We start from the raw sequence: 16,440 nt of genomic DNA, 5'->3' as shown, positions 1-16,440 counted from the left end.
TCTGAAAGGTTTGCGCAGAAATCATCGCGCGTCACCCCCTGTGCCGGTGGCGAGCGCCAACGACGTCCTTGATCGCGCCGCCCTCGGTCCGGTCCCTGCGGGCTACAGCGTTCGCTGGAAGAAGCCGACGATCTCGCGATTGAGGTCCTTGTGAAAATCGGCGCGGTCGAAGCCCGGCGTCGGGGTGCAGATCTGCGGCGCCTCGGCCGCCAGGGCCGGCGAGCATGCCGGCAGGAAGTCGTAATGACCGGCGCCTTCGACGCGGTGATACTCGGGTGCGGCGCCCAGCCGGTCGCGGATCGGCTCGACGTTGTAGGGCGCGGGCAGAATGGTGTCGGCGCCCGCCTGCCACAGCTGAACCGGAATGCGCACGGCGGCGAGGCTGTCGGATGTGAAGGAGAAGCCCAGGGCCGGGGCGGCGATGACGGCGGCCTTGATCCGGTCATCCTTTGCACGCGGACGCCAGGTCGACAGGTCGATCCCCATCGCGTCCAGCAGGCGGCAGGCGAAGAAGCCGGGATGGGCCTGGCAATGGTCGCCGATGACCGCCGCGTCCGAGACCCCGCCGATGGCCGAGGTGACCGTGAAGCCGCCCGCCGAGAAGCCGAAGGCGCCGATGCGGTTCGGATCGACGGCCAAGCCGCCCGGCCGCGCGGACCAGTCGCCCGTCATATAGTCGATCAGCCGACTGAGCTGGGGCGCGCGATTGGTCAGTTGGGTGGAGCGGCTCATGTCGCGATAGTTGTCGCCGGGATGGGTCAGGGCGGCGACCACGAAGCCGGCGTCGGCCAGGGCTCTGGCGGTGTCGGCATGGCTGCGGAAACCGCCGCCGTTGCCGTGCGAAATGACGATCAGGGGCGCGGGCCGGGCATTGGCGGGGGGCGCCGGCAGCCAGACTCCAGCCTCCACCGCGCCGTCCGGTCCGCCGGGAAAGGTGAAGACCTGGTCGGGCGCCTGCGGATCGGTCTGGGCGCGCGCCGGGCCTTGGGCTTGTGGCGCGGTCGCCTGCACGGGCGAGGCGGCGCCGGCCAGAAGCATCAGGGCCAGGCTGAGGCCGGCGGTCAGGTTTTGGGGCGGCGAGCGATGGGTCATGTCGGTTTCCGTTGGTCGAGACGACCCGCTGTTCGGGACAAGACCGAGCGAACGCCAGCCGCATTTCGCCAATGGGCGAACGAGTGCGTGGACGGGCGAAGGGTTCGACGATAGTGGGCTGACGAGGGGAGGGATGATGACGCAGAACGCCGCTGACAGACTGAATACGCCGCACGCCTGGGCCGTCGATCTGGCGGCCTGCGCCCTGACGGGGGCGGTGTTGGGCGCGGTCGGTCCCTTCGGCAGCTTCTTCAACGACGGGCTGGCGGTGCGGATCGGCTATTGGACGGCGGTTCTGGTGATCAGCGGCGCGGTGTTCGGCGCTGCGATCCGCTGGGCCTGGCCCAGGATGCGCCGCAGACGCGTGTCCATGCGGTTCTGGCTGCCCATGCTGATCGTCGTCGCCAGCGGGCCTACGGCCTTGATCAGCCGGATCATCGCCGTGGTCCTGTGGCCCGGCATTCGCCAGCGTGTCGGCTGGGTCGAATGGTACGGCCAGGCCCTGCTGATCGGGGCCGTCTATGTGGCGCTCTACGCCCTGTTGCGGATGCGGACGTCCGCTGCGGCGACGCGAGCGGATCAAGGCGATCCGGGCTTTGCGCGCACCCTGCCCACGGGGGTGGGTCGCGACCTGATCTGCCTGCAGATGGAGGACCATTATGTGCGCGTGCATACGACGCGGGGGTCGCAGCTTGTTCTGATGTCGCTGTCGCAGGCCGTGGCAGGATTGAAGGGCGTCGAGGGGCTTCAGACCCATCGCTCGTGGTGGGTGGCGCGCGCAGCCATCGTCGGGGTCGTCGAGGACGGCCGGAACCTTCGCCTGGCCCTGACCGGCGGATTGACGGCGCCGGTGTCGCGCGCGCGGGTGGCCAACCTGCGGGCCGCCGGCTGGCTTTAGCTCAAGGGTTCTGACGGTCGTTCGCAGAAATCATCGCGCGTCACCCCTTGCGTGGGGCGGCAAGGCCTTATCTGTTGTGCGCCAGCATTCGAGGAGACCTTTTCCAATGACCGACTTCAGCTATGACGCGTCCCGCCACCTGAAGAAGGGCCGGGGCAAGGTCTATGACTCGATCGTCGACACCATCGGCGACACCCCCATCGTGCGTCTGCCGCGCCTGTCGGCGGAGTACGATACGAAGGCGACGGTTCTGGCCAAGCTGGAGTTCTTCAACCCGATCGCCTCGGTCAAGGACCGGATCGGCGTGGCCATGGTCGAGGCGCTGCAAGAGGCGGGCAAGATCGATCAGGACACGGTGCTGATCGAGCCGACCAGCGGCAACACCGGCATCGCCCTGGCCTTCGTGGCGGCGGCCAAGGGGCTGAAGCTGACGCTGTGCATGCCCGAAAGCATGTCGATCGAGCGGCGCAAGATGCTGGCCCTGCTGGGCGCGCGGCTGGAGCTGACGCCGGCCGAAAAGGGGATGAAGGGCGCGATCGCGCGGGCGCAGGAACTGCTGGAGACCACGCCGAACTCCATCAGCCCGTCTCAGTTCGAGAACCTGGCCAATCCCGCCATTCACCGCGTCACGACGGCCGAGGAGATTTGGAACGACACGGCCGGGGCGGTGGACATCGTCGTCGCCGGCGTCGGCACCGGCGGCACCATCTCGGGCGTCGGCCAGGCGCTGAAGGCCAAGAAGCCGTCGGTGCAGTTCATCGCCGTCGAGCCCGAGGCCTCTCCGGTGCTGTCCGGCGGCGCGCCCGGCCCGCACAAGATCCAGGGCATCGGCGCCGGCTTCGTGCCCGCCATCTATGATCCGTCGGTGGTCGATGGGGTCGAGCAGGTCTCCAACGACGAAAGTTTTGATATGGCCAGAAGGGCCGCGCGGGTCGAGGGCATTCCCGTCGGCATCAGCTCGGGCGCGGCCCTGACCGCCGCCTTCCGCATCGCCGCGCGCGAAGAGAATGCGGGCAAGACGATCGTGGTGATCATCCCGTCCTTCGCCGAACGCTATCTTTCGACGGCGTTATTCGAAGGGCTTTGATCCGGCTCACGCCCGGTTAACCGCTCGCTTCTAAGGTGGGGGGATGGGCGATCTGGCAGCCATGATCGGGGAAGAGGCGACGCCGCCGCCGCTGCGTGCGCGCCGGGCGCTGCTGAAGCGTCTGGCCGACGTCGTGTCCCTGCCCGCCAGCCGGATCAACGCCTTCGAGCGGGCGGTGACGGGCGACCTGCTGGTCGAGATGCTGCGGCTGGCCTCGCACGATGAGCGCAAACGCGTGGCGGCGCGTCTGGCGCCGCTGGCCGAACTGCCCAACAGCGTGGCGCGCATCCTGTTGCGCGACGATCCGGACATCGCCGGCCTGCTGATCGAACAATGCGCCTCGCTGAGCGATGCGGACATCGTCGGCTGTGCGCGCGACGCCGGTTTCGAGCACCGGATGCTGCTGGCCGTGCGCCGGGGCCTGTCGGAGATCGTGACCGAGACCCTGTTCTCCTTCGGCGAGATGGAGGTGATCGAGGCGGTGCTGCGCAACACGACCGCGCGCCTGTCGCAGCTGGGCATCGAGACGGTGGTGGGCCTGAGCCGCCAATCGCCGAGCCTGTGCAGCCCCTTGCTGAAGCGGCCCGAGCTGAGGCCGTCAGGCGCCTATGTCATGTTCTGGTGGTGCGCGCCCGAGGATCGCCGCACCATCCTGCAACGGTTCGCCGTGTCGCGCGAAGTCATGCAGGAGGCGTCCGAAGACGTCTTCGCCATCGCCAATGACGAAAGCTGGTCCGATCCCGTCGCTCGTAAGGCGCTTCAGTTTATCGAGCGCCGCCAGCGCAATCGCGCCGCCATCGAAAAGAGCCCGTTCGACAACCTGGAACACGCCGTCATGGTCGCCGCCAGCGATGGCCTGACGCGCGAGACGGCGTCCGAGATCGCCTTCCTGGCCGGGATCAAACCGCTGACGGGGGCCAAGCTTCTGGGCGATCCGGGCGGCGAGCCGCTGGCGATCCTGTGCAAGGCGACGGGGATGTCGCGCGTCGATCTGACCAATCTATGGCGCTCGATGCGGCGGCCCGAGACGACGGCGGACGGCAAGATCCATCCCGACTGGGAGCGTGTGCAGATCACCTATGAAATGCTGGCCGTCGATCGCGCCCAGACCGTGCTGCGTTACTGGAACTGGTCTTTGTCCTCGGCCCTGACGCCCACGCTGTTGCGCGCCATTCGCGACGGCGAGGATGACGCGGTCGATGAATATTCGGCGCCGGAGCGGGCGGCGATGATGGTGCTGGCCGAAGACTTCGGCCGATAGGTCTGATCACTAAAGTCGAATGCATAGACGTGCATATCGCACCGCTTATACGCGTGTTTGCTTTCGCGGCGAAACAACCCTATGACGCTATTGGGGTCGTTCGGTTGGAGAATCAGCCGAACTCAATAAATCAGGAAAGCGAAGCCGATAATGGAAGATAAGCCCGAACTGCTGGAGATGACGGCAGACATCGTGTCGGCCTATGTCGGCAATAACTCGGTCTCGGCAGAGGCCCTGCCTGCGCTTATCGCCAATATTCACGCCGCCCTGTCGGGTGTGTCGAACGGTCCGGTCGAGGCCGAACCTGAACCCAAGGAACCGGCGGTGCCGATCCGCAAGTCGATCGCGCCCGATTTCCTGATCTGCTTGGAAGACGGCCGCAAGTTCAAGTCGTTGAAGCGTCACCTGCGCACCAAATACGACATGAGCCCCGAAGAATACCGCGCCAAATGGGGTCTGCCGAAAGACTATCCGATGGTCGCCCCGAACTACGCCAAGGCGCGTTCGGAACTGGCCAAGTCGATGGGCCTGGGCCAGGGCGGCCGCAAGCCCGCCCGCGCCGCCGGAACCCGCGCGAAGAAATAAGCCGAGGTTTTTCGGTCTGGAGACGCCCGCTTCCATCAGGAGGCGGGCGTTTTTGCTTTGGGGGCGCACGAGCATTCTCCCTCCCCGTAGCGGGGAGGGTGGCTGAGGCGCAGCCGCAGCCGGGTGGGGACGGCAGGGAGACGTCCCACGGATTTGTCTTTGATCTGATTAGTGCGCCCGTGCCGGGCCGCCCCCACCCGGTCGCTGCGCGACCACCCTCACCCGCAGGGAGGAGGGAGAAATCATTACTGCTTCAGGCCGCCTGGGCGGTCCGGCGCATGCGCCAAAAGCGCAGGGTGCGCAGGGCCGCGTCGCGGGTCAGTTCGCCGTACATGCGGCCGTAGGCGGCGGCCTTGCCCATCGGATTGTCCTCGGCGCCCAGGACGGCGACGGCGTAGGTCAGATAGACGGCACGGTCCATGTCGGCCGCCTTGCAGACCACCGACAGGGCGTCCAGATCCTTGCGCTCGACGATGCCGCGCGCGGTGTGGAAGTCGATGTCGGCCAGCTTGGACAGGGCGATCAGGAAGGGCGTGCGGCCGTTGGAGCGCAGGAAGCGGATCAGGGTCTGAGGCGTCAGCTGGCCGGCGGCCTGAAGCTCGTCGATGTAGGCCAGGTTCTCGGCATAGTCGGCCGGCAAAGCGCCGTCGTCGGTGGCGACGCGGGTGCGGCCGGCGGCCAGCGCCGCCTCCAGCAGGGCCGGATCCATGCGCGCGTTCTGTTCCAGGATCTGGTGACGCAGCCGCGCCTCGACGACGAAATACATCTCGTTCAGCAGGTCGGCGGGCAGGCTCTGGCGCTCGACCGTGGCGGCGTGCAGGGCCGGATTGGCCTTGGCGCGCTCGATGGCGGTTTCGGAGGCGGCGCGCGACAGCTGGGCGCCGTCGTTGCGCAGCAGGGTGTTCAAGGTGTCGTCGTCGCCGTGCTCGACGATGACTTCGGAAACCGCCTCGGACACCGTCGCGCGGCCTGAGACCGCGCGCAGATGGCCCTGGCTGCGCTTGCGCACGACCTGGATCAGATCCTCGTCGGTCAGGACGGTGGAGGCGCGCAGAACCTGTTCGGCGACCTCGATCTCGTCGTCTGCGAAACGGCGGATCAGGCTGTGGGGGGCGTTGGGGGCCTGGGCGAAACGGGCGGCCAGTTCGGCGCGGACCGCGACCTCCATCTCGGCTGACAGCTTGGCCAGAACCGTGCCGTAGAGCGCGGTTTCATTGGCGTTGGGCGCAGGCGCGCCGAAGAAGTGGGCCGTCAGTTCGCGCAGCAGCAGACGACGCTTCTCGCTGGACTCCTCGCTGGCCAGGGCGATGAGTTCGGGCAGGCGCGAGCCCTTGATCTCGGCAGGTTCGATCACGGCGCGATCGTTCATGGCAGGTTGTCGGCTTCAGTCTGTGGCACGGCGCGCAGGGCGCCGTTGGCGTTGCGGATCAGGGCAGGCGGACCGTCCGGCTGGGCCAGGTCGCTGGATTGGGGCGTCTGGGCCATCTGGACAGGCATGGCGTCGAGGTAGGTCTGCTGCGGCGCAGGGATGGCGTCGGGGTGACGGCCGGCCTGGCGGTGGACCGAATAGTAGCGGGCGCTGTTGTCGCCGGCTGTGGGCGTCGGGGCGGCCTGACCGCTGGCGGCGACGGCGGCGGCGTCCAGCGGCGCGCCGGCTTGGGGCCGTTGCAGGCGATAGATGGGGGCGTCGCGGCGCGGGGCCATCGGATCGGCGACGGCCGCCTGAGCCGGTTGGGTCGCGGGCTGGGGCTCAGCCTGCGCGGCCTGTTGCGGGACGGGCGCCGGCTCGGCCTGCATCTGGGGTTCAGGCTGAGGTTGAGGCGCGGAAGGCTGCGGCTCCGGAACATAGGGCGAGGGCGCGACGCGCGTCGCCTGCGCGGGGGCGGTTTCTACGGGTGCGGCCTCTACGGGTGCACTATGCGCAGGCTCGGCCGGCGTCGGGGCACGCTGGGGCATCCAGGCGCTGGCGGGCGTCAGGCCGTTGCTGCGCGGCGTGGAGATCGAGGGGGTGACCGAAGGCGCGGGCGACAGGCGGGCCAGGGGAATGGCGCCGGGCAGGGAGCGATTGGCGGCGGTCACGGTCGGGGCGGGCGCCTCGGCCTGAATGACGGCGGGCGTCGGGGTCGCACGGGCGGCGACCGCCGGCTTGCCGGGCCAGGACAGGTAGCGCAGACCCGACGCGTTGGTCGGCGCCTGTTGCGCCACGGCGGCGCCGGCCGCCAGATTGACGGCGGTCAGGACGATCGAAACTGCGAGGGCGCGGCGCACGGCGGCTCTCCGGAGAGGAATTCCAGCGCGCACACTAGAGCTCGGACCCTTAATCCCGCGCTAATGTGAAGCCAGGATTCGACAACGACCGCGTGTCAGCCGCGACCGGGCAGATAGTTGTCGGTGAAGGCGTCGCGCCAGTTCAGACCGGCCTCGTAAACCCCCGCTTTCGAGGTCACGTCGAAGAAGGCCTGCCAGCGTTCCTCGGTCAGGGCGCCCAGGCCGTAAAGCGCCGCGTCGCCGCCATCGACGATGGCGTAGTCGCGCAGGCGTTCGCGGGCCTGATCCAGCACAGCCTGGGTCATGTCCGGGTTGTCCTTGCGGATCAGGGCGTCGGCGGCCGAGGCGTCGCCCCGAATATAGTCGCGCCACCCTTCCGCCGAGGCGGCGATGAAGCTGCGCAGCGCCGCCGCATTGTCGCGGGCGAAGGCGTTTGGCGCCAGGACCATGGCGGCGTAGGAGGGATAGCCCTCGTCGGCCAGCAGAAAGACGCGCGGGTCGAAATCGGCCGTCTGTTCGATGGCGTAGGGATCGCTGGTGAGATAGCCCTGCTGCACCGCCCGCGCATTGGCGATGAAGGCGGCGGGGTCATAGGCGAAGGGGCGCAGTTGCTCGTCGGTGAAGCCGTATTTGGCCTTCAGCCAGACCCAGAAGGTGCTGATCCCGGCCTCGGACAGCAGGAAGGGTCGGCCGGCCAGATCGGCGATGGTTTCCAGCGCCGCGTCGGGATGGGCCATCAGGACCTGCGGGTCCTTCTGGAAGAAGGCGGCGACCGCCTTCACCGGCGCGCCGGACGCGACCAGATTCAGGGGGATGAAGCTGTTGGAGCCCATGCCCAGTTCGACCGCGCCCGAGGCCAGCAGTTGCGGCACGTTCACGCCCGGCCCGCCCTGGACGATCTGGACGTTCAGCCCGCGCTTCTCATAGGCCCCGCTGGCGAGCGCCTGATAGAAGCCGCCCTGTTCGGCCTGGGCGCGCCAGTCGGTGGCGAAACGCAAACGCACCCGGCCCTGTTCGTCGACCGGCGCCTCGGCCCGCCCGCAGGCCCGAAGCCCGATCGTCCCCGCCGCCACAGCCGCCCCGCCCGCGATCAGCGCACGGCGACGGGTCAGCAGGCGATTCCCCAACAAGCTCATGCCCCTGACTTACGGGGCGATAGGGGCCTTGGGAAGGCGGGGCGTCAGTCCGCCGCGTTGACTGATGTCGAGGGGGCCCCGTCGCCGGGACTTTGGGAAAGAACATAGCGGACGGGCGCTACACAGCGAACGCCCGCCTGGAACCCGGAGTCGGCCCGGCTGGTCTGAACCACGCGAACGCCGCTTTCGCCGAACGCGGAGGCGGGCTGGGCGTCGATGACCCCTACATTGCCGATTTGACCCCATGTGGCGAAGTCGAACCGCACGCGGGCCCAGCCCTCGATCCCGCGATCCCTGAAGGCCTGAGGGTAGGTTTCCGGCGTCGCGCGCGCCTGGAATCGCGCACCGACTTCGGGGGGACAGTTCTGCAGCGGATCGTCGCTGGTTTGCTGCATCACCGGCGCGCGAAGGTTTTCGCCGTACCGGTAGAAGTTGAAGACGCAGCCTTTCAGCGGCGCTCCGCTCTCGACAAAGGTTTCCGACACGGCGCGCCGCGTTTCGGCATCGAACGCCGTATCACCGGCGGAACCCAGGGTCTCGACATTGACGGCGCGCCCGTCGGCGTCGACGTCCCAGCGAACGACCGTCCAGGATCGACCGCCTGGCGGCGGACGCTGTCCGATCTTGTAGTCCGGATAACTGACGGTGCGGGGCGCGCGACCGCCTCTGCGCTCTCCTCCGCAGTTGGCGTCTGGCCCAGCGAGACGAACAGCCACGGCGTCTCGGATGGGACCGCGCGTCCGCGTGACCGCGAAATAGCGCAGCAGATCGCCTCTCGTCGCCTCGATGAAAGGTTTGGCCGTGTAACGAATGGTCATGATGCAGTCGCGACGAGGGCCATCGAAGCGCCAGGCGGCGAGGGCGGCCTGTTCATGTTCTGAGCCAATGCCGGTCGGGATGATGATCGGGCTGTTAGAGGGCGTCGCAGTCCGGGGCGCACGAATGTCGAAGGTGCGACCCGTGTCATCGACGCTGAAAGACAGGGAGACGGACGTTCGGTCGGCACGAGATGGGCCAGTAGTTTCCACGCGGAGATCGTCGGAAAAGGTCGGCTTAACCGCCTGACCGTCCCATTGGATGTCGGTCGAGGGGATCAAAAACACGACCTGCTCCGGCGATGTCGCACTTTGATGGCGAACGACCGGCGCTTGCGCCCACCCGGGCGCCGTCATCGTCAGAGCAAGGCCGAGGCCGAACAGGATCGCGCGCATGGGTGTCTCCGTCTGCACTTCATGGGTGCATCTGGCGCGGCGGCTGTCTAGCGTGATTTCATGTCTTCGGCGCCCCAATTGAGCGAGGGGACGAAGCGTGCGGGCGGACCCGTCAGCTTCGTCCCCTCGCCAAGTCCGGGTTGGACTTGGCCGTTCGGGTCTGGACCTTGGCGTCAGCGTCGTTTCGGGCGACCCCGAAAGGGCGGTCGGCTGTATCCTGTCGCGCTCCTGGTCTTCGGCGTCCCACGGCATTTTAGTCCGCGTCGTCCGTCGATCCCGATCCGGTTCTCCTGTCTGCCGTCGATCCGAAGACCGTCGAAGACTGGAGCCTGGATCCCGCCTGTCGCACGTTACGATCCGAAGATCGCCCGAAGCGCCGGGTCGGAGAGCCGGGCCGGTTCGCTGGAGGTCCAGGTCTCCCTGGATTTCCGCTGCCCCGTGTCCCTTGGCCTGTTGACGTTCGGACGAAACCGGCTATGAGGCAAGCGCCCGAACTCGCCCCAGTGTGCACGATTGGCCCGGCGGCGGTGGACAAGCCTGTGAACATCGGTGGACGGATCAAATTCGCGATTGCGGATCAGCGTCTTGTCTTGTCCACAGAAACGCGGCGATAGAGCGCTATGTCCGGCGTCGGACACATTGCGCTGCAACCGTGCGGCGCGCTTTGGGTTCTGTGATCAACGGACAAAAGTCCTTGGGGGAATTCGTTGTCCAACACCGGCTCTAACCACGCCTTATCTATCGGTATCAATCGCAGCCAGCTGGCCCAGATGTTCGCCCATGCGCCGGGGTTCATGGCGCTGGTCACGGGCCCGGACCATCGGTTCGAGCTGACCAATCCCAACTACCAGAAGGTGATCGGCCACCGCGAGGTGATCGGGCGCACGGTGGGCGAGGTGCTGACCGATGCGGTGGCGCAAGGCTATCTGGATCTGCTGGACCAAGTTTACCGCAGCGGCGAGGCGCACCGGGCCGACAGCGCCCTGTACGCCGTTCAGGCCGAGCCGGGCGGCGAGATCGTGGACCGTTACGTCGATTTCGTCTTCCAGCCGCTGAAGGAGGACGGTCGGGTCTGGGGCGTGTTCATCCAGGGGATGGACGTGTCGGATCGCCACCGGGCGGACCAAGCGCTGGCGTTGAGCGAAGCGCGATACGGCGCCCTGTTCGCCGCGATGGCGACGGGGTTCTGCGTCATCGAGATGAAGTTCGACGCGGCCGACCGGCCCGTCGATTACAGGATCGTCGAGGGCAACAAGGCCTTCGAAGAGATGACCGGCTTGGTCGACCCTTACGGCAAATGGGTCAGCGAGATCGCGCCGGGGCTGGAGCAGCACTGGTTCGATCTCTACGGCGGGGTGGCGCGGACGGGCGAGCCGGTCCGTTTCGAGAACCCGGCCGACATCTTCGGTCGCTGGTATGACGTGCAGGCGCTGAGGATCGGCCAGCCGGGCGCCTGGCAGGTCGCCATCCTGTTCAACAACATCACCGAGCGCAAACAGAGCGAGACGCGTCAGAACGCGCTGCTGGAGCTGAACGACGCAATCCGCGACCTGACCGACGCCGGCGACATCGCCCAGGCCTCCGCCCAGGTTCTGGCCCGCACCATGGGCGTGAGCCGGGCCGGATACGGCACGGTGGACACGGCCGCGGAGACCATCACCATCGCCCGCGACTTCAACCAGCCGGGGGTGAGCAGCATCGCCGGCGTCCTGTCGTTCCGCGACTACGGGTCCTATATCGAGGACATTAAGCGCGGCGAGACGGTGGCGATCGACGACGTCGCCCACGATCCCCGCACGGCCGATACAGCCGAGGCCCTGAGGGTCATCAGCGCCGGGTCGTTCGTCAACATGCCGCTGATGGAACAGGGGCGGGTCGTGGCGATGGTGTTCGTCAACCATGCGACGCCGCGCCATTACACCGACAGCGATCTGCGCCTGATGCGCGACGTGGCCGAACGGGTTCGCACGGCGACCGAGCGCGCCCGAAGCGAGGCGGCCCTGCGCGACAGTGAGGCCCAGTTCCGGGTCTTCGCCCAGGCCACGCCGATCCAGATCTGGGCCAGCTGGGCGGACGGCTCGCTGTATTGGTTCAACCCCCAGGTCTATGCCTACTCCGGCCTTGCAGAGGGCGCGTTGGACGGCACGACCGGGTGGGGCAAGGTCGTTCACCCGGACGACCTGGACTGGGCGTCCGAGCGATGGGTCCAGGCCCTGGCCAGCGGCCAGGTCTATGAAAACGAGTTCCGCATCCGCCGCCACGACGGCGTCTATCGCACCTTCATGGTTCGGGCCGAGCCCGTCCACGACGAAGAGGGGCGGATCCTGCGCTGGGTCGGCTCCAACACCGACATCGAGGACCTGCGACGCCAATCGGCCGAACTGGCGCGGTTCAACGAGACCCTGGAAGAACAGGTCGCCGAACGCACCAGCGCCCTGATGCAGGCCGAGGAGGCGCTGCGCCAAAGCCAGAAGATGGAGGCGGTCGGACAGCTGACCGGCGGCATCGCCCACGACTTCAACAATCTGCTCGCCGGGATCAGCGGCAGCCTGGAACTGATCACCAACCGGATCGCGCAGGGGCGTCATGCCGAGGTGGAGCGGTTCACGGTGGCGGCGCAGGGGGCGGCGAAACGCGCGGCGGCCCTGACGCACCGGCTGCTGGCCTTCTCGCGGCGTCAGACCCTGGATCCCAAGCCGACCGATCCCAACCGCCTGATCCGCGGGATGGAGGATTTGGTGCGGCGTACGACAGGGCCGGGCATCGAGGTCGAGGTGGTCGCCGGCGCTGGCCTGTGGCCCGTGTTGATCGACGCGCACCAGCTGGAAAACGCGGTGCTGAACCTGTGCATCAATGCGCGCGACGCCATGCCGAGCGGGGGGCGTCTGACGATCGAGACCGGCAACCGCTGGATCGACGCGCGTACGGCCAAGGCTCAGGATCTGGAGCCGGGCCAATATGTCTCCATCTGCGTCAGCGACACCGGCACGGGCATGGCGCCGGAGGTGGCGGCGCGCGCGTTCGAGCCCTTCTTCACCACCAAGCCGCTGGGCGAGGGGACGGGCCTGGGTCTGTCGATGATCTATGGCTTCGTGCGCCAGTCGGGGGGACAGGTGCGAATCTATTCCGAGGCGGGCGAGGGGGCGATGATCTGCCTGTATCTGCCGCGCCACTTCGGCGAGGTGGACGACGCCGATCTGATCCCCGAGGTCGAACAGGCCCCGCGCGCCCAGGCCGGCGAGACGGTCATGGTCGTGGACGACGAGCCGACGGTGCGGATGCTGGTCGCCGAAATCCTGCATGAGCTGGGCTATCAGTGCATCGAGGCGTCCGATGGCGTGGGGGGGCTGAAGCTGCTGCAATCGGGGGCGCGGATCGACCTCCTGGTCACCGATGTGGGTCTGCCGGGCGGAATGAACGGGCGTCAGATGGCGGATGCGGCGCGGATCGATCGGCCGGACCTGAAGGTGCTGTTCATCACCGGCTATGCCGAGAATGCGGTGGTCGGCAACGGGCACCTGGACCCCGGCATGCACGTCATGACCAAGCCCTTCGCCATGGAGGCGCTGGGCAGCCGGATCCGCGAACTGATCGAGAATTAGGTCGGATCGTTAAGCGTTGATCCCGTCCCAGATCGTCATTCCGGGGCGTCCGAAGGACGAACCCGGAAGCCAGGAGGCGTTCCTGGATGTCGGATCGGCGGGCGTTGGAGGCTGCGGCCCTAGGTTCCGGGTTCCTCGCTGCGCTCGGCCCCGGAATGACGAGCAGCCCACTCGCTGATCTAAAGCCGGGCGTTCAGCCAGGTGCGGATCGCCTTGCGCGCGCCGCGCGCGGCCGGGCCGCCGAAATGCAGGAAGCCGTGAGGGGTCTCGGGCACGCGGATCAGGTCCGCGTCCGAAGCCTCGCCCCAGCGCGTGGCCATCAACAGACTGTCTTCGAAAAGAGGATCCTGCTCGCCGGCGAGGAACAGGGCGGGCGGCAGGCCGGTCAGGTCGGCATACAGGGGCGAGACGTCGGGCTGGCGCAAGGCCGCCTCGTCGCGATCCGGCGCCAGGCGCGCCAGATCGGCCTGCATCGTCGGGCCGTTGAACAGCAGGGTTTCTGGCCCGGCCGAACGCACGCTTTCGGTGCCCGACAGATCGAAGACGCCATAGGTGAAGACGCAGCCCTTCACCAAATCAATCAGCCCCTGGTCGCGCAGGGCGACGGCGGTCAGGGCGGCCAAATGCCCGCCGGCGGATTCGCCCGCCAGAAACAGGGTCGAGGCGCCCAGTCGATCGACATTCGTGACCGTCCAATAGGCGGCGGCCAGACAGTCGGCGATGGCGGCGTCGATATAGATCTGACGCCGTTCGGACAGCAGGCGATAATCCACCGAGACGACGCAGAAGCCGTGGTGGGCCAGATGGGCGTTCAGCCGGTCGTTCAGCCCGGCGCTGCCCAGCACCCAGCCGCCGCCGTGAATATCCAAGATGACGGCGCGGGGCGTGCCCGTCGGATGCAGGATGCGTAGAGGAACGGGGTGATCGCCGTCCGTCTGGACGATCTCGACCGTCACGCCGCGCTTCCTGAGACGAGGCGTGGTGACCCGCCCGGCGGCCGCGTCCAGCCACAGCGATAGCCGCTGGCCCGCATCGATCCGCCAGCCGTTGGTGCGCAGACGCGGCGCGCGGGCGAGGACGGCGTTGGTCCGCCGCACCGCCGCCTGCTGGGGCGGGGCGAATTCGACGAGATGGCTGCGCAGGGTCATGAAGCTTGAGTGTGCGGCGGCGGGTTTGGTTTCAAGTCGGGGCCTTTGGCCTAGCCTCGTCAGCCACGACAAAGCCGGTTATCGTCCGCCCCATGAAACGGCTCACCCCCTTCGGCGTCCTGCTCATCTTCGGCCTGATCGGGCTTTTGACGGGCAAGTTCGGCCTGTGGTTCGCGTTCGGCCTGGTCGCCTGCATCGCCGTCAGCGTGATGCAGAACCGGGGCGCGGCGAAGACGCCGCCCGGGGATCCGGACAGTCAGGGTTAGGCCCTCAAGCCGTCCTCGCCGGGTGACCAGCCGTTCGGTCCCTACCCCGCCAGGGCCGCCTTCTTCTCTTCCAGCTCCAGCCATTCCAGTTCGGCGGATTCCAGCTCGGCGCGGGCTTTTTCGGCGGCCTTCATGGCGGCGTCGAAAGCCTTCGGGTCGCGGGCGTAGAGGCCGGGGTCGGCCAGGGTCGCATCGTGTTTGGCGATGGTCGCGGGCAACGCATCGATCAGGGCTTCCAGCTCCTTGAGGCGGTGAGCGTCCTTGAAGGAGAGTTTGGCGGTCTTCTTGGGGGCGACGGCGGGCGGCGGCGCCTCGGCGGCGCGCTGGGCGGCGGCCTTGTCCTGGGGACGGGGGTTCGAGCCGGGCTGAAGGAAGCCGGGGTTCTGGCGGATGAAGTCGGTCCAGCCGCCGGGGGTCTCGACGATGTCGCCGCGTCCGTTCAGGGCCAGGGTCGAGGTGGACAGCCGGTCGATGAAGTCGCGGTCGTGGCTGACCAGGATCAGGGTGCCGTCATAGCCCTCCAGCAGCTCTTCCAGCTTGTCCAACGTGTCCATGTCCAGGTCGTTGGTCGGTTCGTCGAGGATCAGCATATTGGCCGGCTTGGCCAGCGCCCTGGCCAGCAGCAGGCGGTTGCGCTCGCCGCCCGACAGGGTCGAGATCGGCTGGCGAAGCTGGGCCTCGGAGAACAGGAAGTCCTTGGCGTAGGCGGCGACGTGTTTGGACACGCCGCGCACCAGAATGCTGTCGCCGCCGCCCGGCGTCAGGGCGTCCCACAGGGTCATGTCCGACTTCAGCCCCTCGCGCGACTGGTCCAGATAGACCGGCTCAAGGTTCGCGCCCATGCGCACCGTGCCTTCGTCGGGCGCCAGTTCGCCCAGCAGGGTCTTGACCAGGGTGGTCTTGCCCGCGCCGTTGGGACCGACGATGCCCAGACGATCGCCGCGGATGATGCGGGTGGTCAGGTCCTTGAACAGGGTGCGGCCGTTGAAGCCCTTTGAGACATGCTTGATCTCGGCGACCAGCTTGCCCGACGTCGAGCCGGAATCGACGCCGAGATACAGTTCGCGCGGCACGTTCTTCATCTTCTCGGCGCGTTCGGCGCGCAGCGCCTGAAGCGAGCGGGCGCGGCCCTCGTTGCGGCTGCGGCGGGCGGTGATGGAGGAGTAGAAGGTGGCGGTCTCGCGCTCGATGGTCTTGGTCAGGCGGCGCAGGGATTCGGCCTCTTCCTCCAACACCTTGGAGGACCATTCGTCGAACTCGACGAAGCCCTTGTTCAGGGTGCGGACCCGGCGGCCTTCCAGCCAGTGGACGGTGTTAGTGACGCGGTTCAGGAAGGCGCGGTCGTGGCTGACGACCAGAAGGGCGAACCGGGCCTGGATCAGCTCGTTCTCCAGCAGTTCGATGGCCAGGATGTCGAGGTGGTTGGTCGGCTCGTCCAGCAGCAGCAGGTCGGGCTCTTCGGCGAAGGCCTTGGCCAGGGCGGCGCGGCGGGTCTCGCCGCCAGACAACCCTTGCGTCGACTTCGCCGGGTTCAGGCCGAAGGTCTCCAGCCAGCTTTCGGCCGTCCAGGTCTCGGCCTCGCCCGACGACGCATAGTCCAGCAGGGTCTCGCCGGTGATCACGGGCTCTTGCGGCACATAGGCGAAGCGGACGGCGGACTGGATGGAGCGGTCCCCGCTGTCCGGCTCGATCAGGCCCATGACGACCTTCATCAGGGTGGACTTGCCCGCGCCGTTGCGCCCCACCAGGGCGGCGCGGCTGCGCGGTTCGACCGCGAGGTCGACGCCGTCAAAGAGGGGGCGCTGGCCGTCCTGAAGGCGGACGTCCTTGAGTGCGACGAGAGGGGGTCTGGCTGCCATGTGACTTTCGATCCTCTCGGGCGACGC

13 protein-coding genes are annotated in these 16,440 nt (G+C 67.7%); 6 read left to right on the top strand and 7 right to left on the bottom strand.

Annotated features, from left to right (window positions below; genetic code table 11):
* Nucleotides 1-102 precede the first annotated feature (102 nt).
* Entirely contained in the window at nt 103-1,092 is a 990-nt protein-coding gene (locus A4249_RS10265) for an alpha/beta hydrolase family protein (protein ID WP_066552421.1), read from the bottom strand.
* A gap of 133 nt (nt 1,093-1,225) precedes the next feature.
* Here A4249_RS10265 and A4249_RS10260 point away from each other — a divergent pair, with 133 nt between their 5' ends.
* From A4249_RS10260 to A4249_RS10245, 4 genes are all read left to right on the top strand, one after another.
* Entirely contained in the window at nt 1,226-1,990 is a 765-nt protein-coding gene (locus A4249_RS10260; RefSeq protein ID WP_156494698.1) for a LytTR family DNA-binding domain-containing protein, read from the top strand.
* A gap of 106 nt (nt 1,991-2,096) precedes the next feature.
* Nucleotides 2,097-3,077 carry a cysteine synthase A gene (cysK, locus tag A4249_RS10255; RefSeq protein WP_066552418.1) on the top strand — a complete coding sequence of 327 codons (981 nt, stop codon included), beginning with the start codon at nt 2,097-2,099 and terminating at the stop codon, nt 3,075-3,077.
* Between the two features lie 43 nt (nt 3,078-3,120).
* On the top strand, nt 3,121-4,338 hold the full coding sequence (locus tag A4249_RS10250) for a DUF2336 domain-containing protein (RefSeq protein WP_066552416.1): 1,218 nt from the start codon (nt 3,121-3,123) through the stop codon (nt 4,336-4,338).
* Nucleotides 4,339-4,488: 150 nt separating this feature from the next.
* The gene (locus A4249_RS10245; RefSeq protein ID WP_055753018.1) at nt 4,489-4,923 is read left to right on the top strand and encodes a MucR family transcriptional regulator; all 435 of its coding nucleotides are present in this window, start codon (nt 4,489-4,491) and stop codon (nt 4,921-4,923) included.
* Between the two features lie 253 nt (nt 4,924-5,176).
* Here A4249_RS10245 and A4249_RS10240 read toward each other — a convergent pair whose 3' ends face one another.
* The 4 genes from A4249_RS10240 to A4249_RS10225 form a co-directional block, all read right to left on the bottom strand.
* A complete protein-coding gene (locus tag A4249_RS10240; RefSeq protein WP_066552414.1) occupies nt 5,177-6,292 on the bottom strand; it encodes a DUF2336 domain-containing protein in 1,116 nt (371 codons plus the stop codon).
* On the bottom strand, nt 6,289-7,191 hold the full coding sequence (locus tag A4249_RS10235; RefSeq protein ID WP_066552413.1) for a hypothetical protein: 903 nt from the start codon (nt 7,189-7,191) through the stop codon (nt 6,289-6,291). The genes A4249_RS10240 and A4249_RS10235 overlap by 4 nt, the downstream gene beginning before the upstream one ends.
* Nucleotides 7,192-7,286: 95 nt before the next feature.
* A complete protein-coding gene (locus A4249_RS10230; protein ID WP_066552411.1) occupies nt 7,287-8,327 on the bottom strand; it encodes an ABC transporter substrate-binding protein in 1,041 nt (346 codons plus the stop codon).
* A gap of 44 nt (nt 8,328-8,371) precedes the next feature.
* Nucleotides 8,372-9,538 carry an energy transducer TonB gene (locus A4249_RS10225; protein ID WP_066552410.1) on the bottom strand — a complete coding sequence of 389 codons (1,167 nt, stop codon included), beginning with the start codon at nt 9,536-9,538 and terminating at the stop codon, nt 8,372-8,374.
* A gap of 707 nt (nt 9,539-10,245) precedes the next feature.
* Between A4249_RS10225 and A4249_RS10220 the strand changes: the two genes are divergently transcribed.
* Nucleotides 10,246-13,140 (top strand): PAS domain S-box protein, encoded by a 2,895-nt coding sequence (locus A4249_RS10220; RefSeq protein WP_197458373.1) that lies wholly within the window; start codon nt 10,246-10,248, stop codon nt 13,138-13,140.
* Between the two features lie 179 nt (nt 13,141-13,319).
* Here the strand turns inward: A4249_RS10220 and A4249_RS10215 are convergent, their stop codons facing one another.
* Nucleotides 13,320-14,288: an alpha/beta hydrolase gene (locus A4249_RS10215; RefSeq protein ID WP_066552408.1), complete on the bottom strand. Its 969-nt coding sequence runs from the start codon at nt 14,286-14,288 to the stop codon at nt 13,320-13,322.
* Nucleotides 14,289-14,380: 92 nt separating this feature from the next.
* Here A4249_RS10215 and A4249_RS16805 point away from each other — a divergent pair, with 92 nt between their 5' ends.
* The gene (locus A4249_RS16805) at nt 14,381-14,554 is read left to right on the top strand and encodes a hypothetical protein (RefSeq protein WP_165115604.1); all 174 of its coding nucleotides are present in this window, start codon (nt 14,381-14,383) and stop codon (nt 14,552-14,554) included.
* 41 nt (nt 14,555-14,595) lie between these two features.
* On the opposite strand, the gene A4249_RS10210 is transcribed toward A4249_RS16805, so the two are convergent.
* A complete protein-coding gene (locus A4249_RS10210; RefSeq protein ID WP_066552407.1) occupies nt 14,596-16,413 on the bottom strand; it encodes an ABC-F family ATP-binding cassette domain-containing protein in 1,818 nt (605 codons plus the stop codon).
* Nucleotides 16,414-16,440 lie beyond the last annotated feature (27 nt).

Origin of the sequence: Brevundimonas sp. GW460-12-10-14-LB2 (assembly GCF_001636925.1) — a bacterium.
In the GTDB taxonomy this organism is placed as follows: Bacteria; Pseudomonadota; Alphaproteobacteria; order Caulobacterales; family Caulobacteraceae; genus Brevundimonas; species Brevundimonas vesicularis.
This window is presented reverse-complemented; position numbering and strand designations above follow the sequence as displayed.